The organism is Streptomyces sp. NPDC044063 (assembly GCF_056434285.1).
In genome coordinates this window covers 170838-197665 of the sequence record NZ_JBWKFM010000012.1, presented here as the reverse complement: position 1 = coordinate 197665, position 26828 = coordinate 170838, and the positions used below count along the sequence as shown (strand labels likewise).

29 protein-coding genes are annotated in these 26828 nt (G+C 72.5%); 9 read left to right on the top strand and 20 right to left on the bottom strand.

Features of this window, described 5'->3' with window-relative positions; translation table 11 throughout:
- Nucleotides 1-160 precede the first annotated feature (160 nt).
- Both AC07BS_RS17440 and AC07BS_RS17435 read right to left on the bottom strand, forming a co-directional pair.
- On the bottom strand, nt 161-733 hold the full coding sequence (locus tag AC07BS_RS17440; RefSeq protein ID WP_478639331.1) for a TetR/AcrR family transcriptional regulator: 573 nt from the start codon (nt 731-733) through the stop codon (nt 161-163).
- A gap of 62 nt (nt 734-795) precedes the next feature.
- Nucleotides 796-1014 carry a hypothetical protein gene (locus tag AC07BS_RS17435; protein ID WP_478639332.1) on the bottom strand — a complete coding sequence of 73 codons (219 nt, stop codon included), beginning with the start codon at nt 1012-1014 and terminating at the stop codon, nt 796-798.
- 313 nt (nt 1015-1327) lie between these two features.
- On the opposite strand from AC07BS_RS17435, the gene AC07BS_RS17430 reads away from it, so the two are divergent.
- Entirely contained in the window at nt 1328-1567 is a 240-nt protein-coding gene (locus AC07BS_RS17430; RefSeq protein WP_478639333.1) for a hypothetical protein, read from the top strand.
- Nucleotides 1568-1749: 182 nt separating this feature from the next.
- Here AC07BS_RS17430 and AC07BS_RS17425 read toward each other — a convergent pair whose 3' ends face one another.
- Together AC07BS_RS17425 and AC07BS_RS17420 are read right to left on the bottom strand one after the other, a co-directional pair.
- On the bottom strand, nt 1750-3039 hold the full coding sequence (locus AC07BS_RS17425) for a phosphatase PAP2 family protein (protein WP_478639435.1): 1290 nt from the start codon (nt 3037-3039) through the stop codon (nt 1750-1752).
- Between the two features lie 384 nt (nt 3040-3423).
- Nucleotides 3424-3972 (bottom strand): hypothetical protein, encoded by a 549-nt coding sequence (locus AC07BS_RS17420; RefSeq protein ID WP_478639335.1) that lies wholly within the window; start codon nt 3970-3972, stop codon nt 3424-3426.
- 226 nt (nt 3973-4198) lie between these two features.
- Here AC07BS_RS17420 and AC07BS_RS17415 point away from each other — a divergent pair, with 226 nt between their 5' ends.
- From AC07BS_RS17415 to AC07BS_RS17405, 3 genes are read left to right on the top strand one after another with little or no spacing between them, the layout of a single operon-like run.
- Complete coding sequence (locus AC07BS_RS17415; protein WP_478932991.1) at nt 4199-4966, top strand: uracil-DNA glycosylase family protein; 768 nt, start codon at nt 4199-4201, stop codon at nt 4964-4966.
- Nucleotides 4966-6519, top strand: a complete 1554-nt coding sequence (locus tag AC07BS_RS17410) for an amidohydrolase family protein (RefSeq protein WP_478932989.1) — start codon at nt 4966-4968, stop codon at nt 6517-6519. The genes AC07BS_RS17415 and AC07BS_RS17410 overlap by 1 nt, the downstream gene beginning before the upstream one ends.
- On the top strand, nt 6516-8114 hold the full coding sequence (locus AC07BS_RS17405) for a S41 family peptidase (protein WP_478639341.1): 1599 nt from the start codon (nt 6516-6518) through the stop codon (nt 8112-8114). Before AC07BS_RS17410 ends, AC07BS_RS17405 begins: the two co-directional genes overlap by 4 nt.
- A gap of 37 nt (nt 8115-8151) precedes the next feature.
- On the opposite strand, the gene AC07BS_RS17400 is transcribed toward AC07BS_RS17405, so the two are convergent.
- From AC07BS_RS17400 to AC07BS_RS17390, 3 genes are read right to left on the bottom strand one after another with little or no spacing between them, the layout of a single operon-like run.
- A complete protein-coding gene (locus AC07BS_RS17400) occupies nt 8152-9030 on the bottom strand; it encodes an endo alpha-1,4 polygalactosaminidase (protein WP_478639343.1) in 879 nt (292 codons plus the stop codon).
- 42 nt (nt 9031-9072) lie between these two features.
- On the bottom strand, nt 9073-9477 hold the full coding sequence (locus AC07BS_RS17395) for a hypothetical protein (protein WP_478639344.1): 405 nt from the start codon (nt 9475-9477) through the stop codon (nt 9073-9075).
- Nucleotides 9478-9504: 27 nt separating this feature from the next.
- The gene (locus AC07BS_RS17390; protein WP_478639346.1) at nt 9505-10047 is read right to left on the bottom strand and encodes a DUF6232 family protein; all 543 of its coding nucleotides are present in this window, start codon (nt 10045-10047) and stop codon (nt 9505-9507) included.
- A 314-nt stretch (nt 10048-10361) separates the two neighbouring features.
- Between AC07BS_RS17390 and AC07BS_RS17385 the strand changes: the two genes are divergently transcribed.
- A complete protein-coding gene (locus tag AC07BS_RS17385; RefSeq protein ID WP_478639347.1) occupies nt 10362-10610 on the top strand; it encodes an SCO4226 family nickel-binding protein in 249 nt (82 codons plus the stop codon).
- A 40-nt stretch (nt 10611-10650) separates the two neighbouring features.
- Here the strand turns inward: AC07BS_RS17385 and AC07BS_RS17380 are convergent, their stop codons facing one another.
- The 4 genes from AC07BS_RS17380 to AC07BS_RS17365 form a co-directional block, all read right to left on the bottom strand.
- Nucleotides 10651-14055 (bottom strand): hypothetical protein, encoded by a 3405-nt coding sequence (locus tag AC07BS_RS17380; protein ID WP_478932985.1) that lies wholly within the window; start codon nt 14053-14055, stop codon nt 10651-10653.
- Nucleotides 14056-14120: 65 nt separating this feature from the next.
- Nucleotides 14121-15038, bottom strand: a complete 918-nt coding sequence (locus AC07BS_RS17375; protein ID WP_478639352.1) for a hypothetical protein — start codon at nt 15036-15038, stop codon at nt 14121-14123.
- Nucleotides 15035-15970, bottom strand: a complete 936-nt coding sequence (locus tag AC07BS_RS17370; RefSeq protein ID WP_478639353.1) for a sigma factor-like helix-turn-helix DNA-binding protein — start codon at nt 15968-15970, stop codon at nt 15035-15037. The genes AC07BS_RS17375 and AC07BS_RS17370 overlap by 4 nt, the downstream gene beginning before the upstream one ends.
- On the bottom strand, nt 15967-16221 hold the full coding sequence (locus AC07BS_RS17365) for a hypothetical protein (RefSeq protein ID WP_478639355.1): 255 nt from the start codon (nt 16219-16221) through the stop codon (nt 15967-15969). The genes AC07BS_RS17370 and AC07BS_RS17365 overlap by 4 nt, the downstream gene beginning before the upstream one ends.
- Nucleotides 16222-16861: 640 nt before the next feature.
- Between AC07BS_RS17365 and AC07BS_RS17360 the strand changes: the two genes are divergently transcribed.
- Entirely contained in the window at nt 16862-17221 is a 360-nt protein-coding gene (locus AC07BS_RS17360; RefSeq protein ID WP_478639357.1) for a hypothetical protein, read from the top strand.
- Nucleotides 17222-17289: 68 nt separating this feature from the next.
- Here the strand turns inward: AC07BS_RS17360 and AC07BS_RS17355 are convergent, their stop codons facing one another.
- The gene (locus AC07BS_RS17355; RefSeq protein WP_478639358.1) at nt 17290-17889 is read right to left on the bottom strand and encodes a TIGR03086 family metal-binding protein; all 600 of its coding nucleotides are present in this window, start codon (nt 17887-17889) and stop codon (nt 17290-17292) included.
- 83 nt (nt 17890-17972) lie between these two features.
- The gene (locus tag AC07BS_RS17350) at nt 17973-18842 is read right to left on the bottom strand and encodes a LysR family transcriptional regulator (RefSeq protein ID WP_478932981.1); all 870 of its coding nucleotides are present in this window, start codon (nt 18840-18842) and stop codon (nt 17973-17975) included.
- A 154-nt stretch (nt 18843-18996) separates the two neighbouring features.
- Here AC07BS_RS17350 and AC07BS_RS17345 point away from each other — a divergent pair, with 154 nt between their 5' ends.
- The gene (locus AC07BS_RS17345; protein ID WP_478639361.1) at nt 18997-19347 is read left to right on the top strand and encodes a carboxymuconolactone decarboxylase family protein; all 351 of its coding nucleotides are present in this window, start codon (nt 18997-18999) and stop codon (nt 19345-19347) included.
- A 4-nt stretch (nt 19348-19351) separates the two neighbouring features.
- Here AC07BS_RS17345 and AC07BS_RS17340 read toward each other — a convergent pair whose 3' ends face one another.
- The 4 genes from AC07BS_RS17340 to AC07BS_RS17325 form a co-directional block, all read right to left on the bottom strand.
- Nucleotides 19352-19564, bottom strand: a complete 213-nt coding sequence (locus AC07BS_RS17340; RefSeq protein ID WP_478639364.1) for a hypothetical protein — start codon at nt 19562-19564, stop codon at nt 19352-19354.
- Nucleotides 19565-19693: 129 nt separating this feature from the next.
- Nucleotides 19694-20416 carry a transglycosylase SLT domain-containing protein gene (locus tag AC07BS_RS17335; RefSeq protein ID WP_478932979.1) on the bottom strand — a complete coding sequence of 241 codons (723 nt, stop codon included), beginning with the start codon at nt 20414-20416 and terminating at the stop codon, nt 19694-19696.
- A 292-nt stretch (nt 20417-20708) separates the two neighbouring features.
- A complete protein-coding gene (locus tag AC07BS_RS17330; protein WP_478932977.1) occupies nt 20709-21722 on the bottom strand; it encodes an alpha/beta hydrolase family protein in 1014 nt (337 codons plus the stop codon).
- Nucleotides 21719-22639, bottom strand: coding sequence for a zinc-binding dehydrogenase (locus AC07BS_RS17325; protein ID WP_478932975.1), 921 nt, complete (start codon nt 22637-22639; stop codon nt 21719-21721). The genes AC07BS_RS17330 and AC07BS_RS17325 overlap by 4 nt, the downstream gene beginning before the upstream one ends.
- A gap of 191 nt (nt 22640-22830) precedes the next feature.
- Here AC07BS_RS17325 and AC07BS_RS17320 point away from each other — a divergent pair, with 191 nt between their 5' ends.
- Complete coding sequence (locus tag AC07BS_RS17320; RefSeq protein WP_478932973.1) at nt 22831-23688, top strand: methyltransferase domain-containing protein; 858 nt, start codon at nt 22831-22833, stop codon at nt 23686-23688.
- Here the strand turns inward: AC07BS_RS17320 and AC07BS_RS17315 are convergent.
- Nucleotides 23639-24661 carry a hypothetical protein gene (locus tag AC07BS_RS17315; protein ID WP_478932971.1) on the bottom strand — a complete coding sequence of 341 codons (1023 nt, stop codon included), beginning with the start codon at nt 24659-24661 and terminating at the stop codon, nt 23639-23641. The two genes, AC07BS_RS17320 and AC07BS_RS17315, sit on opposite strands and share 50 nt — an antisense overlap.
- Before the next feature lie 118 nt (nt 24662-24779).
- Between AC07BS_RS17315 and AC07BS_RS17310 the strand changes: the two genes are divergently transcribed.
- Nucleotides 24780-25139: a hypothetical protein gene (locus tag AC07BS_RS17310; RefSeq protein WP_478932969.1), complete on the top strand. Its 360-nt coding sequence runs from the start codon at nt 24780-24782 to the stop codon at nt 25137-25139.
- Between the two features lie 30 nt (nt 25140-25169).
- Here the strand turns inward: AC07BS_RS17310 and AC07BS_RS17305 are convergent, their stop codons facing one another.
- Together AC07BS_RS17305 and AC07BS_RS17300 are read right to left on the bottom strand one after the other, a co-directional pair.
- Complete coding sequence (locus AC07BS_RS17305; RefSeq protein WP_478643278.1) at nt 25170-25787, bottom strand: GOLPH3/VPS74 family protein; 618 nt, start codon at nt 25785-25787, stop codon at nt 25170-25172.
- The gene (locus tag AC07BS_RS17300; RefSeq protein ID WP_478932967.1) at nt 25784-26827 is read right to left on the bottom strand and encodes an alcohol dehydrogenase; all 1044 of its coding nucleotides are present in this window, start codon (nt 26825-26827) and stop codon (nt 25784-25786) included. Before AC07BS_RS17300 ends, AC07BS_RS17305 begins: the two co-directional genes overlap by 4 nt.
- Nucleotide 26828: the final 1 nt, after the last annotated feature.

Sequence of the window (26828 nt, the reverse complement as noted above, 5' to 3'; positions counted from 1 at the left end):
GGGTCGCGCGCGTGCGAGGGGGGGGAGGGGGGGGGGGGCACCAGCACGCGGGGGGGGGGGGGGGGGGGGGGGGTGGTTGTGCTGGTTGCGCGCCACCCCCCCCCCCCCCCCCCCCCCCCCGGTCCGTCACGCCGGAGAGCGGGGCGCGGCGGCTGTCGCCTCAGCGGGCGAGTTCGGCCAGGGCACGCACCCCTTGGAGGATCTCGTCGGCGCTCGGGGCGGTGGCGGGGTCGCCGAGGTACTGGATCATCACGCCCGACATGAGGGCGAGTTGCACGCTGCCGAGCGTCCGTACGTCCTCCTGCGCGACGGTCTCCTCCGGGACGCCCTTGAGGATCGCGGCGATGCCCCGGCGGCCCTGCGCGGTGCCGTCGGCCAGCGCGGTGCGCAGGTCGGGCTGGCGCTGGGCCTGCATGAACAGTTCCATCGAGGCCAGCCAGAGGTCGGGGTGGGCGCCGAAGTCGTCGATCAGGCTCTGCCAGATCTGTGCGAAGTGCCGTTTGGTGGAGCCGTCGGCGTCGGGGACGAGGGCCCGGCCCATCGCGTCGCCCCACTCGTCGAGGATGTCGAACAGGGCCTGGTTGAGGAGCGCCTCGCGGGAGCCGTAGTGGTAGCCGATGGCGGCCATGCTCACTCCGGCGGCGGTGGCGATGTCACGGACGCTGCTGCGGTCGTACCCCTTCTGCCGCAGGCACGCCTTCGCGCCCGTCAGCAGGGCTTCGCGGTTTCCCATGCTCCGGAGCGTAGCACCGGCTTGCGCGAACGCCTGAGGCGATCGATCAATACGGTCGGCCCTTATCCCGGCAGGCCCCACTCGTCCGGGCCGCCCCCTCGCCATTCGACGAGTGCGGGATCGGTGATGTCGTAGCTCCCGACCTCAAGGCCCGCGCGGCGCAGGAATTCATCGAGGTCGCGCAGCGTGTAGGCCATGCCCAGGATGTCTCCGTCAGCGCGTACCCGCCGACCGCCGGTGTGGTCGGGCGGGTAGACGACAATGCGCGGGCCGTCAGCCATACGACCACTGTGCGGGCCGCAGACCGGGTCCGCACGCGCTGCTGCTCCGTCCCGGGGGTACAGCCGGTCCGGTCATGGCCCATGGTGGTCATGGCTTCGCCCCGCTACGCTTCTCGCTGTGCCCAGGCCTGACGGCCGGGCATGGGGTATGTCAGGAGCGCGAGCGGCGTCCCACGGGGGCGGTGCGCTCAACTCGACGACAAGTGAAGATGAGTCTCTAAAACGCCGCAGGAGTCTCAGCAGACCATCACCAGGTGGTCGGGCTGAGGCTGCTTGCCGACTGGTCGACCCCTCTCCTGGAAGGAATCGACCGGTGCGGACCACATTCGCCGTTCAGATGCTGCTCGTGGCCTTGGCGTTTGTATCTTCGCTACTCATCGCCGTCGTAGCAGGCGTCCTTTCCCATGCCGCGGGTACCCGTACCGCCGGTGCGATGCTGTGCGGCGGAGGCGCGTTCATCGCGTGGATGTCCCTGTGCACCACCCTGTTGAACTCACTCGGCCTGCTCGGCGGCACACGCGAGGCCGGACGTTCACGAAATCGTGGCGACTAGGAGCCGTACTGCCCTGCGGCGGGCAGCGCCTGGATCGGCCCGGTGCCGCGCACCGTCGTCGGAGCGAGCGCCACAGGCGGCCGCAGGCCACGGCGCACCCGGTACGGGTGAGGCCCCCGCCACGGCATTCACCATGACGAGGGCCTCCTCGGACGACAACGGCCCGGTGTCGGGCACACGACTCACACCGGTTCGGGTTGCCTTTCCCGTCGCTGCGCCGGTACGGACATCGGCGGCGCCGATTCCCACCGCTTCGTGGTCCGTATGTAGCCGTAGATCACCGAGACCATCGCCAGAATCATCAGCGGACCGAATACCCACGGATATTCGGCCATCTCCACCGACAGATAGCGGTAGGAAACCAGGAGCGCGGTGAAGACCGCCGCGCCGTAGGCGACCAGCTGGGTTCCCGACCGGTCCCAGCCACGGGCGAGAGCGCGCAGAGCCGCCTCGATCGTCAGCGTGAACACCACTCCGGCGATGAGATCCGTGCCGTAGTGGTAACCGAATCCCAGCGTCGCACCGAGCGTGGTGATCAGCCAGAACGCGCCGAAGAATCGCAGAATGCGCGGGCCCTTCCGCGAATGTATGAAGATCGCGGTGGCCCACGCCGTGTGGAGGCTGGGCATGCAGTTGCGCGGGGTGGTCTCGTCGAAGGGCATGTGGTGCGGGAGACCGGTCGGCGCGGTGTTCGGCCACAGGTCGGCCACCGCCCAGTGCCCACCGTCGGCGCCGTAGGCGAAGATCGGCCCGACCACCGGGAAGATCATGTAGATGCCCGGTCCGAGGAGGCCGATCACCAGGAAGGTGCGCACCAGGTGGTGGGTCGGGAAGCGGCGCTCGGTCGCCACGTTGCGCAGCTGGTACAGCGCGACGACGACCGCTGCCACCGCGAGCTGGATGTAGACGTAGTCGAGAAGGTGCTCACCGATCGTCCCGGTGGCCCTGACGAACCGGCCCACCAGCCACGACGGGTCGCCCAGCGCGTGATCCGCGGTCGCCAGGTACTGGTCGAGCACGGTCGGGCGGGTCTTCGACGTGATGAGCAGCCAGGTGTCACCGGTCTTGCGGCCGGCCACCAGCAGCAGACCCAGCCCGACGCCCTTCAGCAGCAGGGCCCGCTCCCGGCCGGTGCGCCGCGTGACGGCGATGACCGCACAGCCCAGAACCACCCACAACGCGCCGTTGCCGAAGAAATGGCCGTGGGCCATTTTGATGTCGAGCGCCCACCGCACCAGTATGAAGACGAGGTCGATGCCGATCGCGACACCGGCCGCGACGAGTCTTTCCCGCCAGGTGAGCACCACCATCATCAACGCCATACCGGCGTACAGCAGCGGCCCCGACTTGGGAGCGAATATCACCTCTTTCGCCTGATTCGTCATCGGCCCCGGCAGGCCGTAGTGCCGTGCGGCTATCTCCAGCGCTATGAGGAATCCGAGGGCCACCACGCCCGCCGTGGCCCACAGTATCGTCCGCGGTTGACGCCACGCGGCGAAATTACTTCTGCGGTTGTCTATCGATATCAATTATTCGGCCGATTTACTAGACGTCGATTAAGTGGGTTGTCCGTCGTGCTGGATGGCGTTTTTCTGATGAAGAACAGGCGATGAGTGTGATCATCGTGAGCCCGAACATGCTATCGGAGTGGCCGGGGGTCATCTCAAATGACCGCCCGATCAGGCCGTATCGGCCTCAGGAGCTTCAGGAACCTCAGGAGCCTCAGGACGGTGATCGGCGCCGTCACGGCGACCGGGAAGGCGGGGGCGGCCGCTCGCAGCGTCGACCGGGCGCTCGGGAGCGACGGCTCACCTGTCGGAGCGCGCCGGTGACGCGGGACGGGACCGGCAGGACCGTCAGGCCGGGAGCTTGCGCGCGGTGACGTAGGTGAAGGGCGCGCTGACGCCGGCGCTGTGGTGGCCGGCGGCCTGAAGGGCCAGGGACAGGCGGGCGCGTGGTTTCAGGCCCAGACCCGCGGTGGCGTGCAGCGCGCCGAGGGCGAATTCGTCGCCGCATCCGACGGCCGCGTAGTCGTCGGCGGACTCCTCGATCTGGTAGTCGTCGTGGACGGCGAAGAGGCGGCCGTATATGCCGACGAGGAACGTCCCGGCCTTCTCCTGCTCGGAGTCCTTGCGCGCCCAGCCGCCGTCCTTGAGACACGTGCGCAGCTTGTCGACGAAGACGGTGGTCATGAACCGGTCCAGGTCGCCCTTGGGCTCGGGCGCCTTGAACGCGTGGTGCAGCAGCTGGCCCATGCGGAAGCTGGTGGTGAAGCCCATGGCGTAGGGGCCGTTGCGGAAGATCTTCGGGTCCCGTCGGACGGTGAGGTGGTAGTCGGCGACGCCGGCCGAGTCCCCGCCCAGGTGCACCCGCCCGTTGTGGACGAGCCCGACGATCACGGTCATGGTCTCCCCTTCCGCTACGCCATCCCTTTCGATACTTCGCCGGCGGAAGGGGACGGAAACACCACCGCGGGCCGGGCGAGGTCCCGGCCCCGTACGTCCGGACGGCCTCTCTCCGGGTGCCGGACGCCCGGCGGCGGCGCACGCTGGGGGCGGGCCGCGTGCCCCGTGCGCCGGCGCGACGCCGGAGGCGGAGGCCGCCGGGACCACGGCGAGGAGGCGACGACCGATGCCGGATTTCGACCGGGGGCCGACGGCACCGTTCGCCGCCCTGTTCGCGCAGGTGCCCGATCCGCCCGACAAGGCGGCGTTCTGGTACGACTGGGGGCCGGTCTTCTACCGCGGCCGGCTCGACGGTTCGGCGCGCGTACTGATCGTGGCCTCGGATCCCGGGCCCACCGAGCGGGTCGCCGGGCGCACCCTCGTCGGCAACGCCGGACAGCGGGTGCAGGGCTTCCTCACCAAGCTCGGGCTCACCCGCTCCTACGTCTGCCTCAACGCGTGGGCGTACGCGGTCCACCCCGACCAGGCCATGGCGGTGAAGGGCCGGCTCGACGAGCCGGCGCAGCTCCAGTGGCGCAACGCGGTCTACGACCGGGCGACGGGCTCGACGCTGCAGGCCGTCGTCGCCATGGGGTTCATGGCCCAGGAGGCGGTGCGGCTGTGGGACGCACGGCCGCAGGTCGAGCTCGTCGAGGTACCCCATCCGTCCAGCCATGACGCGGCGGCGCTGCTCGACGGCTGGCGCGACGCCGTCACGCGGCTGCGGGCGATCGTGACGCCGGACGACGACGGCGACAACACCGGGCCCTCCTACGGCGGCGTCTTCGAGGATTCCGACTACAGCGCGATCCCCCGCCGCGACCTGCCCTTCGGCGTGCCGGGGTTCCTGGGCGACGACGCCTGGGTGCGGGCCGGTACGGACGGTACGCAGAACGCGGTGGGCCGGCCGTCGCCGGACGACGGGCACACGCTGGTGTGGAAGGCGCCGGGCTGATGGCGCTCGTGCTGCTCGGGACGGTCGTCACCTTCGACAGCGACCACCGGATCATCGACCCCGGCGCCGTGTACGTCGGGGACGACGGTCGGCTGGCGGCGGTGCGGTCGGCCGGGCAGGACCCGCCGGCGGGGTTCTCCGGCGCGCCGAGGATCGACACGGACGCGCTGATCCTTCCCGGCCTGATCGACCTCCACAACCACATCGCCTACAACACCCTCCCCCTGTGGGAGGCCGTCGGCGTCCCCTATCTCCACCACGACCGCTGGGTCGACGAGGAGCACCCGCCCGGCTACTCCACCTCGGTCACCTGGCCCACCAAGGTGCTCGGTCACACCGCGCCCGAGGCGCTGATCAAGTACGTCGAGGTCAAGGCGCTGATCGGCGGGACCACGGCCATCCAGGGCGCCCCCGTCTCGACGCGTCCCGTCGACGGCTGGCTGCTGCGGATCATCGACAACGAGAAGCTGCCGGCGGGCGCCGACATGGTGCTGACCTCGGCGCTCCAGCTCGACGCCGAGGTGCTGCGCGAGGACCGGGCGCCGATGCTGGACGGCACGCGCGTGCTGATCTACCACGTCGCGGAGGGTCGAGTCGGGTCGATCGTCCACCGCGAGTTCGAGGACCTCGAGCCGTGTCTGAAGCCGGGTCTGATCGGTGTGCACGGCACGGCGCTGACCACCGCCGACTTCACGAAGTGGCAGGACGCGGTGGTGGCGATCAACGCCGAGGAGAAGGGCACCCTCGTGTGGTCGCCGTTCTCCAACTACTGGCTCTACCACGACACGACGAACGTGGTCGAGGCGCACGAGCGCGGGCTGCGGATCGCCCTCGGTTCCGACTGGTCGCCGTCGGGGACCAAGCACGTGCTCGGCGAGCTCAAGGTCGCCGACGCCGTCAACCGCCACGAACTCGGCGGCCACTTCGGCGACCGCGACCTGTGCGACATGGTCACCGCGAACCCCGGTGACGCGCTGGCCACCGCCTGGGGACCCCAGGTGGGGCGACTGGGACGCGGCGGCGCCGCGGACCTGCTCGTGCTCGAACACCACGACCCGACCCAGGATGTGTACCGCAACCTGATCGACGCGACCGAGCGCCACGTACGGCTGGTGCTGGTCCGCGGGCGGCCGTTCTACGGGACGCCGGCGCTGATGACCGCCGCCGGGGCGACGGACACCGACGCGATCACGGTGGCCGGGCTCAAGCGCCGGGTGTCGGTGCGTCAGCCGGGCCGGATCGACGCACAGCTCGACTGGCCGGGCGTCAAGCGCGCGCTCGAGAAGGTGCGTGCCGATCCGGTGGCCGCCTGGCACGGCGCGCAGGACGCGCTCGCGGCCTGGGGCGGGCCGCTGGACGACACCGAGGCGCCGCTGGCCCTCTTCGGCGACATGCCGGAGGGCGATGTGGGTGCCTTCGCCGCCGCCGGCGAGGTCCCGCCGGACCTGGTGATCCCGCCTCTGGACCCGCTCACCCACGACGCGGCCTACTTCGCCGCCGTGGCCCGTAGCGGGGTGCCGCAGCTCCAGCACCTCGCGGAGTACTACGCGTGAGGCGGCCGGCGGTCGCGGCGCCGGCCCGGACCCTGCCGGACTCGATCGGGCTGGACGAGTTCATGGACCGGGTCGGCGCCGACCCGCTGCCGCTCGCGGCCCGCTATCAGCTCGTGGCCGCCGCCCGGCTCCTGCTCGAGGAGCTCTACGTCCACCTCCCGCTCAAGCGGGCGATGCACGCCACGGATCCGGTGCAGCGCCTGCGCCTGCTGGAGCGCCGCCTCCCACCGCTGAGCGAGCCGCAGTTCCACTCCGAACTCGCGGCCGTCTTCCGGGAACTGCGCGACCTGCACACCGTCTACCAGCTGCCCGACCCGTACCGCGGCCATGTGGCCACACTGGGCTTCCTCGTCGAGCGCTACATCGACCCCGACGGGACGCCCCACCACATCGTGTCCAGGATCGACGAGTCGCTCGAGCACGCGGGCTTCGCTCGCGGCGCGGAGCTGGAAGCCTGGAACGGGGTCCCCATCGAGCGGGCGATCGAGCGCAACGCGGCCGCGCAGGCGGGCTCCAACCCCGACGCCCGCCTGGCGCGCGGGCTGGAGGCGCTGACGCTGCGTCCGCTGCGGACCGGTCCCCCGCCGGACGAGCGCTGGGTGCTGCTGTCCTACCGCCCGGCCCCGGGAAGCCGCCAAGGGACGGGCCTCCTGGAGACGCGCCTCCCGTGGCGTGTGCGCGCCGCCGACCAGCACGCGGGGCGGGCCCAGGACCCCGTGCCCACGCTCGCGACGAACCTCGGCATCGACGCCGGCGCCGAGGCCACGCGCCAGATCAAGCGCACGCTGTTCGCACCGCCCCAGGCGCGGCGTTCGGCGGCGCGAGCCTTCCGCAGCGTCGTCGCCTACCGCACGCGTCGGTATCGCGGCCGTCCCTACGGCTACCTGCGCGTCTACTCGTTCAACGTCCCGGGCGCGCGGCTGTTCGCCGAGCAGGTGGCGCGGGTCGTGGCACGCGCTCCGGAGGGAGGGCTCGTCGTGGACATCCGCGGCAACCCGGGAGGCCATGTCCCGGCCGCGGAGTCCGTCCTGCAGATCCTCAGCGGGGATCCCGTCGTCCCGGTGAGCTTCTCGCTGTCGACCACCCGCGCCGCGCTGGCGCTGGCGCGGTCCAATCCGGGGTTCCGGGTCTGGACGAGCTCGATCCGCGCCGCGGTGGAGACCGGCGAGGTGTACTCGCAGGGATTCCCGCTCACCGACCCCGGGGCGATCACCGCCGGACTGCCGCGCTACACGGGCCCGAAGGTCCTGATCACCGACGCGCTGTCCTACTCGGCCGCCGACATCTTCGCCGCCGGCTTCCAGGACAACGGCCTCGGGCCCGTCCTGGGGACCGCGTGGCGGACCGGCGCCGGCGGCGCCAACGTGTGGACGCACGAGCTGCTGCGCGTGTGGCTGCCGGAGCTGCTCGGCGAGCTGCCGCGCGGCGCCGGCTTCCGCGTGGCGCTGCGGCGCGCCACGCGGGCTCGCGGCAACGTGGACGTCCCACTGGAGGATCTCGGCGTGCGGGCGGACCAGTTGCACCTGTTGACCGAGCGGGATGTCACCGGGCACAACGACGACCTGCTGGCGGCGGCCGCCGCGCTGCTCGCCTGAGTCCACGGCCGCGGCGAGCCGCCGCCGACGCGTCCGCTCAGCAGGAGTCGTACACGTAGCCGTTCGCGCCGGCAGGGCTGACCCCCCGGTCGCGCAGGGTGATGGACAGCTCCTTCCCCCACGCCCGGCACGCGGCGCCGAAGTCCTTCTTGCCGTACTCGATGTCGAAGACCCTGGCTCCGTAGGCACGGCTGAATTCGGGGCACTCCTTGTAGCGTCCGCATTCCTCGACGACGGCGAAGTCGAAACCGATGCGGGCGTGCTGCGACAGCAGGTCGGTGGTGTTCTTCTGGGCGACGGCCAGGTTCCGCCGGTGCGCCCGGGCGACCAGGAGCCGGGCGAAGGCAGCCGCGTGCTGGGCGGTGAGCCTGCCGTCGGACCGCTCGTACGAGTCGAGGTTGTCCGGTTCCACCGCGTCGTAGTGCGCCGCGGCGCAGCCGTCGATCCAGGGACCGACGATGTTCATCAGGGCCTCGCGCTTGGCCGGGGTGGAGATGTCGAGAAGGGGCTCGTCCCAGTCCTCGTCGATGACCAGATGCCCGGCGTCGTTCTTCAGGAGCAGGTCCGGGTGGTTCTTCTTCCACCAGTCGACGGCTTCGCCCGGTTGCGTCTGGAACGCGTTGACGTAGCAGATGTTGTAGAGCCCGTCGGCCGGCTTGGCCCCGCTGTCACGGGAGACCGCCCGTACCGTACCGGCGGGCGCGTACGCGCCACCGAGTTGGTAGTCGAAGACGGTGTTCGGACGCGGCAGCCGCACCCGCGCCGAGGCCCCGGCTTCGGGGCCGTCGGTGCCGGGGTCGGGTGCGGATTCCTGAGAGCTGTCGCTCCGGTGCGATCCGGTGGCGGAACACGCCGTGACGAAGGCCGTGGACAGGACCATGGCGGCGCAAATGATGCGGGAACGGAGAAGGGACACGCAGGCACCTTACGTTCCCGCCGGTCGCCTGCCGGACGGCGGTCACGCCGGCCGTACGAGCCCCGTGACCAGCGCGGCCACTCCACCCTGTACGGCTGACAGCACGGCGTCGCGCGCGCCGCCGGCGACCGCGCGGGTGAGGGCCTGGAGGCGGCCGGAGCGGGACTGTACGGCCGCCACGACACCGCCGGGGTCGATGACCGTGCCACGGCGGTCGACGAGTCCCTCGTGGGTCAACTCGACCACGAAGGTGCGCAGCTCGGCGATCGCGGCCTCCAGGTCGGCGTGGGAGACACCCTCCTGGTTCGTGACCGTGATGCGGGCGTTGTCCCCGGCCTTGTACTGATCGCGGCCCACCTTGTCCCCGTGGACCACGTCTCCGTGAACATGGCCGCCTTCTCCGTCGTCCCCGTCGTCGTATCCGTATCCGTAGCCGTAGCGAGCCATTTTCCTACCGCCCTTCGACAGGAGTGGTCAGCCACTCTTGAACTGGTCCCGGCCCACCTTGTCGCCCATCACCACATCCCCGTGCACCCGCACGGAGGTCGCCTGGACGGGCGGATTCTCGATGGCATCGACGATGACGGCCTTGATCCGCTGGATCTCGGCGAAATCGGTCCCGGACAGTGCGGTGTACTGCGTTCCCGCGGTCTCCAGAAGAAGCGCGTAGCGGGTTTTTCTCAGGAATACCCGGTAGCACAGCACTGCCACCGGATAGAGAGCCACCACTCCGACGACCTTGATGGCGATGTCGGCCACCCGCCGGACCGATTCCACGGTGTACGGGTCGACGTTCGGCGGCAGTCGCGAGGGTATGAGCTGGTCTCCCGCACGGATCGCCACGACGACGATCACCAGGACGAGAAGCTGTTGCAGTGGGTAGAAGGTCGAGCTCCGGCCGCGCCGGACGATGTGCACGGTCTGCACCCGCGAGATGGTCGCGAGCGGATAGACCTCATGTCCGATCCGGACGGTTCTTCGACTGATGATGATTTCGCCGACATAGCGTTTTGCCATACGGCTCCCCCGATGCGCGTGTTACAGGATGCCGCGATGCGCGGGCTGTCAGCGGAACGCGACGAGGAGCAGTGTGCTCGTCGGAAAGGCGGCCAACAAGCCTTTGGTTTCGGATTGTTACAGGAGGGATGCATGGCGTGGACGGAGCGGAATATTTCGATTCGCCGCGCGTTTTTCCGATTCCGTCGGGGCCGGTCCCGTTCCCCTACCGGCGCGTAGCGTAGCGGCCGTCCGGCCACGGCGGCGCCGGCCGCCGTGCCGAGTGACGATGGAGGGGAGAAGAGAGGCCGAACGACATCAGGAGGTGCGCCGCGATGGCCACGTTCATGGACGTCCACACCGGGATGAAGGGGATCACGGCCGACCAGCTGTCGGCCGCGCACAAGGCCGACCTCGCCAACGAGGCCGCGGAAGGCGTGCACTTCAAGCAGGCGTGGGCCGATCCGGGTTCGGGCACCGTCTACTGCTTGTCCGAGGCCCCGTCGGCGGAGGCCGTGCAGCGCGTCCACACCCGCAGCGGGCACCCCGCGAGCGAGATCCATCCCATCTCGCTCACGGTGTGAACCTCGTCCCCATATGACGTGAACGTCTGCTCCTCAGCCGTTACTCCTCCGCCGTGACCGTCCTCAGAGCCGCGTCCCGTACCTCGGCGTGGGGGTGCCGGCGCAGTGCTCGCAGCCGGTCGCGCCGTGCGGTGGTCCAGTCGACGCCGCCGTCCGAAGCGCCGCGCCGATTGCCCGACACGGTCAGTGCGAGGGCGAACAGCCCGGCCGCGTGGCCCCCGTCGGCGGTCAGGACGCCGGCGGCGTGCAGCAGCGCCGTGTCGTCGCCGCGGCGGCCCATGCGCATGCGCGCGATCAGGGTGTCGGCCGTGCGGACGGCGAGGGCGGGGCGGCCCTCGTGGACCCGGGCGAGACGCGTCAGTTGTGCCGCGAGCTCGTCCGGTCCCGCGTGCGGGTCGACGGTGTGGGCCAGGAGGGAGGCGGCTTCGGGCGCGTAGGGGCCCGCGGCGGTGAGGAGGTCGGCGACGACCGGCGCCGCCGCCCCGACCGTGCGCCGCTGCCAGCCGCCGCCCAGCTCGGCGAGGATCGTGGTCAGGTGCTGGACGCGCCGGAAGGCGGGCCGGTCGCGGTCCTCCTCGGCGTCGGGCGTGCCGGGGAGGGAGTCCGCCTCGATCAGCGCGGTGAGGGCGCGGGTGAGAGGGGCGAGGTCCGGTGTGCCCGAGGGCGCGTAGGCGACGTAGGAGCACAGGGCACGGGCCGCGGACCGCCAGCTCGCCCGGTTGTCCAGGTCGGTGACGGCGGCGACCAGCAGGTCCATGGCCTCGGGTGCCCAGTGCGACCACGTTCCGAGCGTTCTGTAGCCCTCGCGCGCGACCTCGGGGTCGTCCGTGACGCACACCGTCCGCACCAGGCCCGCGTACCGGCGCCGGTATCGCTCGGGCAGGTCACCGGGCACGGGACGGAGGACGGCCCGGCGCAGCTCCGGCCGCCCCGAGGCGGCGGACTCCAGCAGCCCCCAGGCCGCCTCGTGGGCCAGCAGCCCCGTCGTGACCGTGACGCAGGCGGCCTGCACGTCGTGGTGCTGGCCGGGCACGGTCATGGCCTCCGCGAGGAGGGTGACGGCGTGCTCCGCGGGCAGCCGGCACGCGGCGAGCCTCGCGGCCTCCTTGCGGCTGGTCACCTTCACCCCGGCGGTCGCGGTGAGCAGGCCGCGGAGCGTCTCCGACAGGCCGGACGGCGCGGCGTACCGGCTCGCCCGGGACGCGGCGGGGACGGCGACCCGCGCCCGGTCCCCGCCCACGTGGGAGAGGAGCAGCGGCAGGTGACGGGCCGGGTCGGCGGTGCGTCCGAGGGCCGCCAGCGCGGCTTCGGCGATCGGCACCTCGCCGTCCGCGGCACAGCGCGTCAGCAGGTCGGTGCCGTGCTCCGGGAGGTACGCGGCCAGGCGCAGCGCGTACACGCGCTCGTGGACGCGGAGGCTGGTGTCCGCCACCGTGCGCTCCAGCACCCGTGCGGCGGCCGCCTGCTGACGCGGCAGCCAGAAGGCCGAGTGCCGACCGGTGGGCGGCAGCCAGTACCGGTCCTTGGTGAGGAAGCGGCCGTAGGGCGGGGTGTCGCCGAGGAGGACGTCGAGCAGGTCGGTGCGGCGGACCACGAGGGCACCGATCACCGCGGGGAACGTGGCCGTCGACGGGTCCAGGGCGAGCAGTTCGACGATGCGGTCGTCGCGGGTGCGGGGATCGTCGAGCCAGAGGTCGGCGGCCCTGCGCCCGTCATCGGCCGTGCCGTGCTCGACGCAGCGCCGCAGCAGCGACTGCAGCCCCGCGATGTCGTGCGCGCGGTCGCCGAGCGCCGCGGCCAGGCGGAGGGCCTCGGTGAAGTCGGCGTGGCCGGCGGCCGCTTCGAGGGACGGGCGCAGCGCCTCGAACAGCTCGTGCTCCTGCCCCTTCCGCAGCGTGTGCTCGCCGAAGCTTCCGGAGGCTCCGGGCAGCCGCGCGAGGGTGCGGTAGGCCCAGTCCGTCAGCTCCTCGCCCGTGCCGGCGGCGTGCTCGCGCAGCAGCGCGCGGGCCAGGTCGCTCAGGGCGCGGTGGTCGTTCCAGGAGAAGTCCCGGGCCTCCAGCGTGTCCGTCGCGAGGCGTTCCAGGTGGGGCGCCGCCTCGGCGGCGAACAGCGCGGGGCGGATCGCGGCGATGGCCTTCAGGGCGTGGGCCCGTACGGGTTCCTGTTCGTTGCGCAGCCGTCGCAGGCCGGCGAGCAGCTCCGTCACGGCGGACGGGTCGCGGGTGAGGGCGGCGTTGCGCACCAGCAGCGGGTAGGCGTAGGCCCGTTCCGTGGCGTCGGAGCGGCGGGTGGCCGCCAGCAGTTCCTCGCGCGCCTCCTCCACCGGCAGGAAGGACACGGCCGACAGGACCAGCCGCAAGTGCCCCCCGTATTCGTGGGCCTGCGCCGCCATCCGCCGCGCCTCGGCCTGCCGGCGTTCCCTCGGCAGCACCTCCAGGAGGGCGTCGGAGAGGCTCGCGAAGCGCGTGGGCCGTCCGCGCATCGCGGTGTCGTAGCAGGCGGAGCGCTCGGAGGGCGGCATGAGCTTCAGCAGGCGGACGAGCGGCCGCTCGTTGTGGGCCAGCGCCCGGACGAAATCGTCGAAGCCGGGCGGCCGGTGGCGTATGAGGGTGCGCAGCACGGGCCGCTGGACCCGCGGCAGGTCCGCTTCCGCCCGGCCGGGGGCGAGCAGCAGCCGGAGCGTGGCCTCCGGGTCGGTGGCGGCCAGCTGTCCCAGCCGCCGGTGGATCCGCTCGGGCAGCGGCCCGGGGCACAGCCGCTCCAGCAGGTCGAGCACGCGCGAGGGGGCCGTGTCGACGGCTGCCGCGACGGCCGTCGCGTGCAGGCGCCACCAGCCCTCCCGGTTGTCCTCGGACCTGGCGGTGAGCCTGCGTTCGGCCTCGTCGAGGACGGCGGAGGAGTGGTACCGGGCGAGGTTCGTCCATCGGACGACCGCGTGGAAGAGGCCGGGAAGGAGCTCGCCGACCGTCTCCGGGCCACAGGCCGGCAGCAGCCGTACCGCCTCGGCGTCACCCCACCGCTCCCGCAGGACAGGGATCAAGGCGTCGGCGAGCTCCGTGCGCCGCCCGGCGACCACGGCCCGCACCAGCGCGCTCCGGACGACGGTGGGGGCGTCCTCCAGCGCCGCGACCACAGCGGCGTCGGGCACGCTCCCCGCACGCACCTCCGCCACAGCCCGCGCCCGCACCAGGGGGTCGGGATCGGCCAGCCGCTCCCGCAGCCAGTGGATGTCGTGGCCCGCGGCGGCGGCCAGCGCGGCGACGCGGTGCTCGTACGCGCCGCGCCGCGACAGTTCCGCCAGGACCGCGCTCAGTTCGCCGGCCACGGCACGCTCGCGCGCCCACAGGGCGATGTGCCGGGCGCGGCGGGGGTAGGGCAGCGGGTCGATCGCGGCCAGGAGGCCGTCGGCGAGGGCGGAGGCGGTGCTGTCGGTCGTTTGGGTCACGCGGGGATTCTCTTGGACAAGCGCGCTCGGGCCTAATCCTTATTCGCCGGGCGGGCCGCGGCGGCTCAGATCCACCGGAAGCCGCCGCGGGCGACTTCACCCGGTCTGATCTGCTGGGTGCGCGCGTGGTCCGGGCGTGGCGCCGGGTCCGGCGGAGAGGTGGGCCGGCGGTCGAGGTGGGGTGCTTCGGTGGGACGTGGGAGGGGGGCCGCGGCCCCCCGGCCCGGATCGTCGAGCTGTGCGTCGTCGAGGAAGGACGCGGCGGCGAGGAGGCAGGCGAGACGTTCCGCGAAGAAGGGGCCGGGGAGCGGTAGATCGAGGTCCGCGTTGTGGACATGGCCGGCGGCGACGGCCTGGGGCACGAAGCTCATGACGGCGTCGACGGCCTCGGTGCGGGGCCGGGGAGGAAGGTCGGCCCGGTTGAGGAGCTGGCACAGGACGCGCAGGACGGTGGAGATGCTGGAGTCGGTACGTGGGGCACCGCTTCCGTCGGGCAGGGTGAGGGTCTGTTCGGCGGAGGGTTCCGCGGGCTGGGTGTCGGTACGCATCTGGTCCCGCCACCAGCGGGCCGCGTCGTCCTCGCCGAGGGACAGGTGATGGAGGTAGAGGCAGTAGATGGCGACGTCGTCGCCGGCGCCCGCGGCGTACTGCCACCACAGGCGGCTGCTGTCGTCGTCCTTCAACTGGAGGATGCAGCCCAGGACGAGGGCTCCGCGGGGTTCGGGCAGCCGGTCGGTGATGAACCGCTGCAACGAGGCGACGGCGGTGTGGGTGACCACCGTCTCGCACAGGGCGTGCAGGTCGTGGGCGAAGCCGCGCAGGGTGTCGTGGCGGCCCTCGGGCTCGGGCGGGGGCGGCCACGGCAGCGCGTCGTCACCCCCGGCCGCGGTGGAGTCGTACGCGCGGACCGGTACGACGTCGGGCCTGGTGCGGGCGTGCTGGCGCAACAGGGCCCGGGCGAGGAATTCGTCGATGATGGTCACTGGCGGGTCTCTCCGATGTCGAGGGCGGTGGTCAGGGAGCGCCTGGCGTGGCGGTGGACGGAGCGGATGAAGGCCTGGGACACACCGAGTACGTCGGCGGCCTGGCCGCAGTTCATGCCGCGCAGGTGCATGAGCACGATCACATCCAGTTGGAGCTCGGGCAGACGGCCGACGGCCCGGAAGAGGGAGATGGATTCCTCGATCTGCGCGAACCTCTGCGCGACGGAGGTCCGGTGGAGCGCGACGGTGTCGAAGGCGGCCAGGGCGAGCTGGGGAAAGCCGTCGATGTGCGGGGCACGGGCCATCACTCTGCACCGCAGGACCTGCCACGCGAATTTCTGGACGTTGGCGCTGCCGAGGGCTTCCTCCCAGCGGAGCCATAGGAGGTCGAAGGTCTCGTCGATGGCGCGGGTGGTGTCGCCCGGGCCGAGGAAGACGCCGGCGTACGAGGTGTACGCCGGCCGGTAGATGTCGGCGAACGCCCGGTGCGGGACGGGGGGTATGTCGGGGCCGGCGGAGAGGACGACCTTCTCGATGCTTCCGTCGATCCACTCCTGCTTCTTGTGGGCCTCCAGCGCGGCGGCGCTCCACAGGCGGAGCATCGGCCAGGTGGGCAGGCCCAGGACGTGGAGGAGTCCGTAGGTGATCTCCCAGGTGGGATAGAGACCGGTGCCGCGCAGCAGCTCGGACACCTTCGACTTCGCCCAGCCGGCACGCTGCGCCAGGTCGCTGACGCTCAGACCGCTGACGAAATACTTCGCGCGCACCGGCTCCAGCCAGGCACGGTGGGCGGTGCCCACGCCCTCGGCGATGGGGCCGAGCTTGCGTCCCGGGCGACTGAGCGGGTCGTCGCCGCGCCGGCCCAGCGGATCGTCGCCGCCGCGCCGACTGAGCGGGTCGTCGCTGCCCCGGGCCGGCCCGCCGTGCGTCACCGCGTCTCCCCCTCGGCGCCACGGGAGTTGTGCCGGTCCGCGGCCGGCGGCTCGGCCGTGTCGACGGACGTGTTCCCGGCGCTGGGCCCAGTGCCGGTCCCGGCGGTGGCCTGGAAGATCTGCTGGACGAGCAGCCCCAGCGACGGCACGAGTGTGGCGACGGCCGCGGCCTGGCCGAGCGTGGCCATCACCACGGTCCACGCGAGGACCGTCACCACGATGACGACGGCCCACATCTGTTTCCTCAGCATGGAAAACCTCTCCTGCATGAATGTCCGGAAGACCTCCTGGAGCGCGGTGCCGACGCGCGCCCCGGGTGGCTGAGACGACAGCATGGAGGCACACGACCGAGCACGTCATGTGATCGCAAAATCACGGAACAATCGGATGGAAGCCGGGAACATCGGTCCCGCGCGGCACATGCGCCGGCAAAGGATGCCGCATAACAACTCGTTGAGGGGCGAACTTCGCCCATTCCGTCGCGGACACGCACCGGCGGAGGATGCTGGGGCACGAGGACGCCTCGAGCGTCGGGAAACCCTTCCTGTCCGGAAGGCGCGGCCTCCGTGCCGACTCAAAGGAGACCGCGACCCACGGCGCCCGGCCGGACCAGTGGCCGGGCGCCGCCCCACGTGGCCCCGGTACTGAGACGACGGGCCGGACGCAGTGGCGGCAGTGGGCCGCCGCGTCCCTGCCCCCGTCCCCGCCATCACTCTGGGACACCGGCGTTCGCGCTGGTCAGCGAGTGGGACGTCCCACGATGTCCCAACCGAGAGGACTTCACTGGCGGCTGCGGGCCGGCAGGCCGGAAGCTCGTCGGTGTCCGGACGCGCACCAGGTCCGTTCGTCCGGACACACCGGAAGCGATCCCCTCAGGGAAGGATCTCGATCATGCGATGGAACGCCCGGGTCCCGGCGACCGCCGCCGCGGTGGCCCTCGGTGCCGGACTCCTCCTGGCACCCGCGGCCGGCGCGGCCGCGCCGACCACCGACAGGAACGTCGCCCAGAGCCGGCCGCTCGTCAAGGGCCCCACGTGCCACACCAACTGGCAGACCAGCACCTCGGCCAACATCTGGTGCGACGGCCACGGCCCGGCTCGCTACGGAGCGAGCATCCAGTGCAAGAAGGGCTCCTACTCCAAGCAGCTCAACTACAACAACGGGCCCTGGCTCGGCGACCGCCGAGGCATCAGCATGTACTGCCCCGACGGCGGCTACAAGCGCGTCAAGCACTGGGGCTGGTACGCCTGACGACCACCCGGCCGGCCGCCCCACGCCGCTGAGGGCGGACTCCTCCCGGGGAGTCCGCCCGCCGCGCTCTACAGCGTGCGCCCCATCATGTGAAGGAGGCGGTCCTGCTCGGACGCGTCCGACGACAGCGGGTTCGTCGGCGCCCCGTAGTACTGGTCGCTGTCCACGATCGGGCTCTCGCTGACGCCGTGGTAGATCCACTCGAAGTTGTCGAGGATCCAGCGCACCGTGCCCGCGTCGAGGCGCTCGTCGAGCCGTAGCGCGCGGGCGAGGTCCCATGTGTGCGTGATCGCGTCCACCACGTACAGGCCGAGCAACTGACGGCCGGGGACGGGGCCGAACGGGTAGTCGACGATCCGGTCGAGAGCGCCGGCCGTACGGAAGGCCGCCCGGCACTCGGCCACCGCGTCGCGGTACGTGGCCGACGGGTCGCCGTCGAGCGCCTCCTGGCCCAGGCTCGCCATGAAGTCCGCGCCGCTGCCGCCGCGCAGGAGCGACGTGTAGATGCGGCTTCCCTGGACCATGTGGTCGGCCAGTTGCCGCACGTTCCACTCGGTGCACGGGGTGGCGTTCTCCCAACCCGAGTCCGGTACCGCCCGTAACCGAGCGCCGAAACCCTCCGCCGCGGTGTCGAAGTAGCTGAGCAATGTGCTGTCCGTGTCGTGCATGCCGCCCAGTCTTGCCACCGGATGCCGTCGCCACTGGCGGGAATCGGACCTCGATGTAATCGCTTCCGGCCACCGCCACCGCGTCACCGTACGTGCCGCGCGGCTTCGGTGAGAGCGCCGGCGAGGGCGTCGACGAGCGGGTCGGCCACAGCCGCCCGGCGCGCGGTGACGATACGGCTCGGCGGGTGGTCGTCGACGGGCACGTAGGCGATGCCGGGGCGGGCGTGCCGCCGCGCGGCCCCGGCCGGGAGGAGACCGACCGCGCCCTCCCAGACGACGGCGTGCAGGCACTCCTCGACCGACGCCACCACCGGGCCGGGCGCGTCCTCCTCGGCGGCGAGCCAGTAGGCACGCCACCGGGCGTCGGTTCCGGGCGGCAGGCGGAAGCGTGGTCGGGCCTCCAGCTCCGCGACGCCGAGGCGTGCGCGCGCCGCCAGCGGGTCGTCCGCGGGGACGGCCGCCACCACCGGCTCCTCGCCGAGCGGGCGGACCGTCAGGCCCGCGGTGTCGAACGGCAGGCGGGTCAGCGCGAGATCCACCCACCCCTCGCGCAGCCCGGCCGTCGGGTCGGTGATCGGTGCCTCGCGCAGGCGTACCCGTACGCCGGGGCGGTCGCGCCGCAGGGCGGCCAGTGCCGCCGGGCCGACCTCCAGGCCCGCGCCGGCGACCGTGCCCAGCACGAGGACCCGCCCGGCCTCGGCGCCACGAACCCGCTCGCGAGCGCGTTCAGCACGCTCCAGGAGGTCCCGGGCCTCCGCGAGCAGTACCTCGCCGGCCGGGGTGAGCCGAGCCCCGGTGGGAATCCGGTCGAACAGCCGGCAGCCCAGGTCGGCCTCCAGGTCCCGGATCCGGCGGCTGAGCGGCGGCTGGGCGAGGTGCAGGCGCGCCGCGGCCCGGCCGAAGTGGCCCTCCTCGGCCACGGCGACGAAACAGCGCAACGCCCGCAAGTCCATGACCAGGCACGATACCCAGAACGGAACCGCCCTCCCACCATCGGTCCTGGACCGCACCCCGGCACTCGCGATGAGGTGGTGCCAGGCGCCGGGCGACGGGCCCGCCGCCGCCCCTTTCATGGCCTTGTCGCCTCGTCTCCTCAGGAGTCCGCACATGTACCAGCACCCCGACGACCTGCACCGCGCCCGTTCGGTCGGCAAGGGCGCCCCGGCGGAGTTCGCCGCCTGGCTCGCCTTCCAGCAGGCCGTCGACCGGGAGGACGGGGCGGTGCCGCGCCGCTACCGCGAGCTGATCTCGGTGGCGGTCGCGCTCGTCACCCAGTGCTCCTACTGCCTGGACGTGCACACCGCCGCCGCCCGCCGGCACGGCGTCACCGCCGAGGAACTCGCCGAGACCGCGTTCGTGACCGCCGCCGTCCGGGCGGGCGGCACGCTCGCGCACGCGCTGCTCGCCGACCGCCTCTACGAGCAGCACGGACACCAGGCGGTGCCTGCCCACGGCTGAGGCTTCACATACTGCTCTTGCAGACCCCCGACACGACCCCGCTGTACTGGCTGGCCACCGGTACGCCTCTCAGGTCGGTCCCGCAGACGGTGTCCGTGGCGACTCCGGCGAGCTTGCGGGCCGGGCGCAGGGCGTCGGTGTCGGCATCGGCACGGGCTTCGGCGTGTGCGGGAGCGGCCGCGCCGAGCAGGGCCGCGCCGAGGATCCCGAGGGTCACGAGTCTCTTCATATCCGGTCAAACGAGGCATGGCGCCACTGGTTGCGCCGCGTGTGGCGGACGCTACGGAAATACGAAAGGGCGCAGCTCCCTTGCGGGTGCTGCGCCCTTGGTGCGTTCTGGGTTTGGTCAGTACGCGGAGTTGACGTTGTCCATGGAGCCGTACTTGTCGGCGGCGTAGTTGCAGGAGGCGGTGATGTTGGCGACCGGGTCGTAGATGTCCCAGGACGTGCCCTCGACGTGATACGCCTTGAACGTCGGGTCGATGATCTGCAGCAGCCCCTTGGACGGCACACCGTTGACGGCGTTGACGTCCCAGTCGTTGATCGCACGCGGGTTGCCGGTGGACTCGCGCATGACGTTGCGCTTGATGCCCTCGTAGGAGGCCGGGATGCCCTTGGAGTGCAGGATGTCCAGCGACTCGCTGATCCAGCCGTCCAGGTTGTCCGCGTAGGCCTTCTTCGCCGGAGCGGCAGGCTTGGCAGCAGCCTTGGCGGCGGGCTTGGCGGCGGGGGTGGGCTTGAGGGCCTTGCGCTCGATGGAACGGCTGGCACGCTCACGGTCGGCCTTGGCCTTCGCCTCGGCACCGGTCTTCGCAGCCTTCGCGTCCACGCCCGCCTTGGTGGCGGCGGCGTCGGCGGCCTTGGCCAGCTCGCCGTCCTGCGTCACACCGAACTCCTGCGCGCTCAGCGCCACCGTCTTCACACCACCGGTGGTGTGGGCGTCGGCGGCGGAAGCCTGCGGCACCAGCGCGAACGTCAGCGCGGCGGCACCAGCAGCCGTGACGAGACCGGCGGCGGAGAACTTGTGGGCCTTGGACAGAGCGGTATAGCCGGAGACGGTGGAACGCATGAGGAACTAAAACCCTTTCCGATCGCTTGTGTCGCAGTGGCCGGACGTGGCGCATAAGAGAAGCGCCGTTTCTCGGTCGACGGCGCCGTGCGACCCAGCCATTGTTAGCGGCCCGAAAACCCCCTGACAAAGGGTGTGACCTACGACCAAACCCCGTAAAACACCCACCCCAACACCCCGGAATGCCCCAATCGGGACCTCCGGCCCTACGACCCACCCTCGTATGTGACGGGGCCCACGTGCCCGGCCCCACACCCACACCCTTGATCCACCACCCACCGCGACCGTCCGACTACGTGGTCACCCCCGTCAGCGCGCGCGTGATGTGGTCGGCGACGTGGGGCAGCCAGTCCGGCCGGGCGTTGCCCAGCAGGTGGTCGCCGTGCGGTACGGACAGATACGTACCGTGCGGGGCGAGGCGGGCCAGTGACTCGCCGTTCGTCACGCCGGGTATGACGTCCTCGCCTCCGTCCACGACCAGCAGCGGGGCCGCGATGCGCGGCGCCAGGGCGGCGAGGTCCACGTGGCGGGCGAACGCGCGGGCGGCCTCGGGCCCTCCTGTGCGCCGCGCCATGATCTCCTTCACCGGCGGGGGCAGTTCCTCCCAGTCGAGGCGGAAGGGGCCGCTGACGGTCGCGACCGCCGCCACGCGCGGCTCCAGGGCCGCCGTCCGGGCCGCGAAGTAGCCCCCCAGGCTGAGGCCGACCAGTCCGACGCGCGCGACGCCGAGGGCGTCGACGACCCGGCCCACCACCTGCTCGTAGTCCGGGCGGAGGGTCGTCGTGGCGGCGAGCGCGCCCTGACCGGGGCCGTCCATCGCGAACACGGCCAGTCCCCTGGCCAGCAGCGCGGACACCAGGTCGAGGAACTCCTCCTTGGCGGAGTCCAGGCCGGGGACGACGACCACGGTGCCGGGCGCGTCGGCGGGGCCGCGCAGCCAGCCGGTGAACCCCTCGCCGCTCACACGTCGCGCTCCCGGCTCCAGGACGCCGAGCGCTCCGCCCAGGGCGCTGTCGGCCTCGGCGGCGGCACGCGGCGCCTCCGCGTACGGCGCGAGCGTGGCGACGTGGAACCACCGGGCCGCCGTCAGGAGGTACTCGCCCTTCGAGACGGAGGACGTCGCGTGCTCCGCGCGCTCCAGATAGACCTGGCCGGTGCGCAGGAAGGACGGTCCCCAGTCGTCGACGGAGGCGAGGCCTGCGGTGACGCGCCCGTACTCGTGGGGGTCGACGCCCGCGCCGGTGGCGCGTGCCCACTGGGCGGTGGCGAACGCGGCGGCGAACCCGGCCGCATCGACCGCGCTCATCGCGCTCCTCCCGTCAGCAGCACGGCCTTGCCGCGTATCCGGCGCTCACGCAGATCGACCAACGTGTCGGCGGTGTCGGCCCAGTCGGCGATCCGGCCGATCTCCGGGTGCAGCCGCCCCTGTTCCACGAGGCGCACCAGCGCCGCGAGGTCGGCGCCGTACGGGGCGCCGGCGTAGTGGAAGTGCTGGATCGTCACCCGCTCGGGGCCGCTCAGCAGGTCGAAGAAGTCGAGGGTGGCCGGGGTACGGCTCGCCTGGCCGAACCACACGAGCGTGCCGCCCGGGCGTGCCTTCGCGAGCGCGATCGGCAGGGCGGGTCCGCCCGTGGACTCCAGCACGACGTCGAACGGTCCTTGGGCCGCCGCGACCTCGTGCACCACCTCCGCGCCCAGCTCCGCGAGCCGTGCGCCGCGCTCGGGGGTGGCCGTCACCGCGGTCAGCTCGGCTCCGGCCGCCACGACCAGCTCGGTGACGTAGTGGCCGACGCCGCCCGAGGCGCCGGTCAGCAGCACCCGCCGGCCGGCCAGGGAGCCGGCCGTGCGCAGCAGTCGCAGGGCGGTGATCCCGGCCAGGGGCAGGGCCGCCGCCCGTACGCTGTCGATGCCGTCCGGGAGCACCGCGAGCGAGTGCGTGGGCACGGCCGCGTACTCGGCCCAGCCGCCGTGCGCCGGATGGCCGACCACGCGGGTGCCGATGCCGGGGCCCGAGCCGTCGGCCGCGGCCTGCACGACGAGGCCCGCGATGTCCTTGCCGGGCAGCAGGCCCGGCCGGGGGTGTTCGAGAAGGAACGTCTCGCCCCGGTTCGGCGCGAACGCCTCGACCTTGACGAGCGCCTCGCCGGGTTCCGGGAGGGGCTGGGGTACGTCGGCGAAGGCGACCGGACGTGTCGCCTCCCCCGTGGGAATCAGTCGTCGCATGCCGGAAATGCAACCTCGGCGGCCGTCCCGCGATCCAACAACCCATCAGCGAGGCCGACAACTTTTGGTTGTCACCTGCAACGCCCCGCCTCCCGCGCGGCCCCGCTCCCGGGCCTCATACTGGCAGGCGCTTCGCACGAGTCGTATCGCACCGCACCACATCGCATCGCATCGCATCGCACGGAGGGTCGATGAACACCTGGCTCGACCCCTCCTACGACTCCGACGACTCCTACGACGGCGAGCCCCTCGCCGACGTGTACGCCCGTCACAGCGCGACGCTCCGCGGCGTGCTCCGTCACCGCCTGGTCGACCGGGCCCTGGCCGAGCACCTGCCGGCCGGGCCGCTGCGCGTGCTCGATGTCGGCGGCGGCACCGGCGTCCAGGCCGGGATGCTGGCCGGCCGCGGGCACCACGTCACCGTGCTGGACCCGGACGAGGACATGCTGGACAGGGCCCGGTCGGCCTGGGAGGCGCGTGCCGGGAGCGCCCCGGGGACCGTCGCCTTCCGCCATGGCCTCGGCGAACAGGCCCCGCGGCTGGCCGGCACCGGCTGGGACGCGGTGCTGTGCCACGGCGTGCTGATGTACCTGGAGGACCCGGAGCCGTTGCTGCGCGCGCTCGCCCGGTGCGTGCGCCCCGGCGGTCTCGTCTCCGTCCTCGCCAAGCAGGACACCGCCCTGGCCATGCGCCCGGGGCTGGAACGGGACTGGGCCGGTGTCCTGGAGGCGCTGCGCGGGCCGGTGGAGCACGGGCGCCTCGGCGTGCTCAGCCGGGGCGTGAGCCGGGAGCGGGTCGCCCGGGTCCTCGCCGGGCACGATGTCCGGACGCGCTGCTGGTACGGGGTGCGGTGCTTCACGGACCACCTCGGCGACGAGCCCGTCGGCGAGGACGTCGAGCAGGCCCTGGAGGCCGAGTGGGCGGCCGGCCGCGTCGACCCGTACCGGAGCATCGCCCGCCACTTCCACCTCATCGCCCGCCGCGCGGCCGCCCGTCGTCCTACTGGAGGCTCAAGCGGTGCGGGTGCGCGGGGTCGGCGGGGCAGGTGAAGACATTGAGCTCGTCGCGGGCCAGGACGACCTCGGTGGGCGTGGCGTCCCGGCGGGTCGTGTGGTCCCCTTCCTCGATCGGTCGCCAGCTGCGGCTGCCGCCGTCCCATTCGCCGCTGTCGACGGTCAGCAGCAGCTCCATCGGCGTCGCGCAGACCGTGCAGTCCATCGGGTACGGGTCGGTCCTGTGCCAGGAGGCGAACCCGCCGACGCGCCAGCCGGGCGGGATGGACAGGTCGTACTGGTAGCCGACCGACAGCGGGACCTTCGACAGCGCGGCCTCCTCCTCGCGGGCCTCGTCCCAGGCGTCGAGCCGGGCGCACAGGTCCTCGGGCAGGACGCCGGCGAAGGGATAGGTGGTCACCTGTTCCGGGTGGAGCACGCACGGCTCGGGCACGTACCCGTCGGAGCCGACGAGCCGGGGCAGCGGTGGCACGGTCCACAGCGGGCCGACGACCTCCGCCGATCGGCGCCGTCGCAGGTCGATCAGCGGCTCGTAGCGACCGGGGCCGTGCGCGCCGAAGGGGCACACGAACACCTGGAGCAGGTCGTGGCCGTCCGGGCCCGGGGGGAGGTCGGGGACGTCGCGCCGGTACAGCTGGGCGAGGCCGATGAGCGGCAGCGGGTCGGTCTCGCGCGCCCGCGGGTCGTGATGCGTGCGGCGCAGCTCCTCCAGCAGCAGCCGCTGCTCGTCGGTGAATCCCGTGAACGAGTCGTCGGCCCACGCGGCGGCGTTGAGCTCCCGCTCCCGGCGGACGTCCTCGATGCGGCGGCCACGGCCGCGGCCGTGGGCCTCGGGGCACACCGGCCACGGCTCGTCCGCCGGCCACAGCATGGGCCCGCCCACCGAGCTGTCGGACACGCCGGGACGGCCGGGCCGCGGATGCAGCCGGGTGGTCGTGCCGCGGTACGCGGCGAGCTCCGGGAAGAGCGCCTCGACGTCGAACGGGCGGGGCGGGGTGGTCCTCGTCATGGGCGCGACCCTAGGCGCCCCGCGGGCCGGATTGCGACTGCTCCGGGCGAGTGATCACGTGTGACATCTCCATGAGCTGCGGAGACATCGAGATTCGAACGTATATACACTTCGCTTCGTGGCTGAATCGTACGACTACCCGAGCGACCTCCTTGAGGCGCAGCGCATGCTGCTCCGCACGCGCGCGGAGCTGTCCGCCCTGCTCAGTGAGCTGCCCTGGTCCGTCGAGCCCCACGAGGGCTGGAGCGACGCGAGCGACCGCTGGCATCCCACGTCGCGTCCGGCGACCGACGGCTGGTCGGAGGAGCAGCGGCGGGCGGTCGACGAACTGCGCGACCGCGAGCGGGACCTGGCCACCACCGTCGGATGCCACCCCTGGTGGGCGAATCTGAGCGGGCAGGACCTGGTGAAGGCCCGGATGGCCCTCAAGCGCGCGACGGCCGACGAGACGGCGGGGGACGACGCTCCTTCGGAGTGAGTCCGGGGAGGACAAGGCCAAGGCCGGGACTCAGCCGCCCCGCCAGATGTTGTCGAAGGCGGCCTGCTCGATCGCGCGGCGCTGCCGGATGGCCTCCAGTTCCGTCAGCGCGTCGTTGACGGCGGCCAGGACGGTGTCCAGCGCGTCGTCGCCCACGCCCGGGGAGTCGCCGGCGTCCTCCCCTCCCCCGCCGTGGACCCCGAGGGCCGTGGCGAGGGCGGTCAGGACGGGCTCCCGCGACTCCCAGCGCTCGGCCGCCGCGCGGGCCTCGGCGGAATCGGCCACCACCACCTCGGTCCTGCCCAGGGACGACAGCGCGTGGCGGCGCTGCCGGCTGAGCAGGCCCTCCTCCTCGAAGGCGGCCAGGTAGGCGGCGGACAGGCCGCGGCCCCTGCGCCACAGCCAGTCGCCGACCGGCTCGTACGGCGCCTCGCGGACCACCTCGGACGCGGCCCGTTCCAGCAGGATCCCGGCCGGGGCCCCGGCCTCGCCCGGCACGATCCGGTCGCCGTCCAGGGTGACCGTCCGGGCACCGAGCAGGTCGATCACCTCGGCTCCGGCGAGGGCGAGGGACAGGTCGCCCTGCTCCACCGGACCGCTGGGCGCGGGGTCCAGGCTGAGCAGCATCAGGTCCCGTGGTGTGGTCATCGTCGGTCCGTGCCGCGGTCCGTGGTGAGGACCATCCGGAAGCGGGCGGCGCCCGACAGCATCTTGTCGTACGCCTCGGCGGCCCTCTCCAGCGGCACGGCCTCGACGGTCGGGCGGATGCCGTGGAGGGCGCTGAACGCCATGGTGTCCTCCACGTCCCGCGCGGTGCCGGACGGGTGGCCGCGCACGGTCGTGGCGTTCATGATCAGCTGGACCGGCGTGATGCCCAGGGGCTCGGGACCCGCGCCGATCACCACCAGCTCGCCCCGGGGCGCCAGGCCGTCGGCGGTGGCCGTGATGGCTGCGGAGTTCGCGGCGGTGGCCAGCACGACCTTGGCGCCGCCCAGGGCCTGGAGCGCGTCCCCGACGCTCTCCTTCGCCGTGCTGTCGACGTAGTGGTGGGCGCCGAGCCGCTTGGCGAAGTCGCCCTTCTCGGCCCCGCGCGCGACGGCCACCGTCTCGAAGCCCATCGCGGCCGCGTACTGCACCGCCAGATGGCCCAGACCGCCGATGCCGAGGACGGCGACCAGGTCGCCCGGCCGGGCGGAGCTGCGCCGCAGGCCGTTGTACGTGGTCACCCCCGCGCAGCCCATGGGCCCCGCGTCGGTCGCCGCCAGCGCGTCGGGAATGCGGGCCAGCGCGTCGACCGGCGCGATCACCGTCTCGGCGAAGCCGCCGTCGTAGGCCCAGCCCGGCACCTTGAGGTTCCGGCACACGATGAAGTCGCCCTGCCGGCACGGCGCGCAGTGGCCGCAGCTGCCGCCGAACCAGCCGACGGCCACCCGGTCACCGGTCCGCCAGCCCCACTCGTGCGTCCCTTCGCCCAGGGCCTCGATCCGTCCGGCGATCTCGTGGCCGGGCACCAGCGGGAAGCGGACGCCCGGCAGCCCGGCCTGGACGAAGAAGGCGTCGCTGTGACAGATCCCGCAGGCGTCCACGGCGATCCGCACATGGCAGGGGCCGGGCTCCGGCACCTCGCGCTCGACCAGCTCGAACGCACCGCCCGCGGTGGAGACCTGCGCGGCTCGGTAGGTACTCATC

What these genes read in the sequence shown, in the direction of transcription:
- AC07BS_RS17440 (WP_478639331.1), bottom strand. Translation starts at nt 733, where the DNA reads ATGGGAAACCGCGAAGCCCTGCTGACGGGCGCGAAGGCGTGCCTGCGG.
- AC07BS_RS17435 (WP_478639332.1), bottom strand. Translation starts at nt 1,014, where the DNA reads ATGGCTGACGGCCCGCGCATTGTCGTCTACCCGCCCGACCACACCGGC.
- AC07BS_RS17420 (WP_478639335.1), bottom strand. Translation starts at nt 3,972, where the DNA reads ATGACCGTGATCGTCGGGCTCGTCCACAACGGGCGGGTGCACCTGGGC.
- AC07BS_RS17415 (WP_478932991.1), top strand. Translation starts at nt 4,199, where the DNA reads ATGCCGGATTTCGACCGGGGGCCGACGGCACCGTTCGCCGCCCTGTTC.
- AC07BS_RS17410 (WP_478932989.1), top strand. Translation starts at nt 4,966, where the DNA reads ATGGCGCTCGTGCTGCTCGGGACGGTCGTCACCTTCGACAGCGACCAC.
- AC07BS_RS17395 (WP_478639344.1), bottom strand. Translation starts at nt 9,477, where the DNA reads ATGGCTCGCTACGGCTACGGATACGGATACGACGACGGGGACGACGGA.
- AC07BS_RS17390 (WP_478639346.1), bottom strand. Translation starts at nt 10,047, where the DNA reads ATGGCAAAACGCTATGTCGGCGAAATCATCATCAGTCGAAGAACCGTC.
- AC07BS_RS17385 (WP_478639347.1), top strand. Translation starts at nt 10,362, where the DNA reads ATGGCCACGTTCATGGACGTCCACACCGGGATGAAGGGGATCACGGCC.
- AC07BS_RS17365 (WP_478639355.1), bottom strand. Translation starts at nt 16,221, where the DNA reads ATGCTGAGGAAACAGATGTGGGCCGTCGTCATCGTGGTGACGGTCCTC.
- AC07BS_RS17360 (WP_478639357.1), top strand. Translation starts at nt 16,862, where the DNA reads ATGCGATGGAACGCCCGGGTCCCGGCGACCGCCGCCGCGGTGGCCCTC.
- AC07BS_RS17355 (WP_478639358.1), bottom strand. Translation starts at nt 17,889, where the DNA reads ATGCACGACACGGACAGCACATTGCTCAGCTACTTCGACACCGCGGCG.
- AC07BS_RS17350 (WP_478932981.1), bottom strand. Translation starts at nt 18,842, where the DNA reads ATGGACTTGCGGGCGTTGCGCTGTTTCGTCGCCGTGGCCGAGGAGGGC.
- AC07BS_RS17345 (WP_478639361.1), top strand. Translation starts at nt 18,997, where the DNA reads ATGTACCAGCACCCCGACGACCTGCACCGCGCCCGTTCGGTCGGCAAG.
- AC07BS_RS17335 (WP_478932979.1), bottom strand. Translation starts at nt 20,416, where the DNA reads ATGCGTTCCACCGTCTCCGGCTATACCGCTCTGTCCAAGGCCCACAAG.
- AC07BS_RS17330 (WP_478932977.1), bottom strand. Translation starts at nt 21,722, where the DNA reads ATGAGCGCGGTCGATGCGGCCGGGTTCGCCGCCGCGTTCGCCACCGCC.
- AC07BS_RS17325 (WP_478932975.1), bottom strand. Translation starts at nt 22,639, where the DNA reads ATGCGACGACTGATTCCCACGGGGGAGGCGACACGTCCGGTCGCCTTC.
- AC07BS_RS17320 (WP_478932973.1), top strand. Translation starts at nt 22,831, where the DNA reads ATGAACACCTGGCTCGACCCCTCCTACGACTCCGACGACTCCTACGAC.
- AC07BS_RS17315 (WP_478932971.1), bottom strand. Translation starts at nt 24,661, where the DNA reads ATGACGAGGACCACCCCGCCCCGCCCGTTCGACGTCGAGGCGCTCTTC.
- AC07BS_RS17305 (WP_478643278.1), bottom strand. Translation starts at nt 25,787, where the DNA reads ATGACCACACCACGGGACCTGATGCTGCTCAGCCTGGACCCCGCGCCC.
- AC07BS_RS17300 (WP_478932967.1), bottom strand. Translation starts at nt 26,827, where the DNA reads ATGAGTACCTACCGAGCCGCGCAGGTCTCCACCGCGGGCGGTGCGTTC.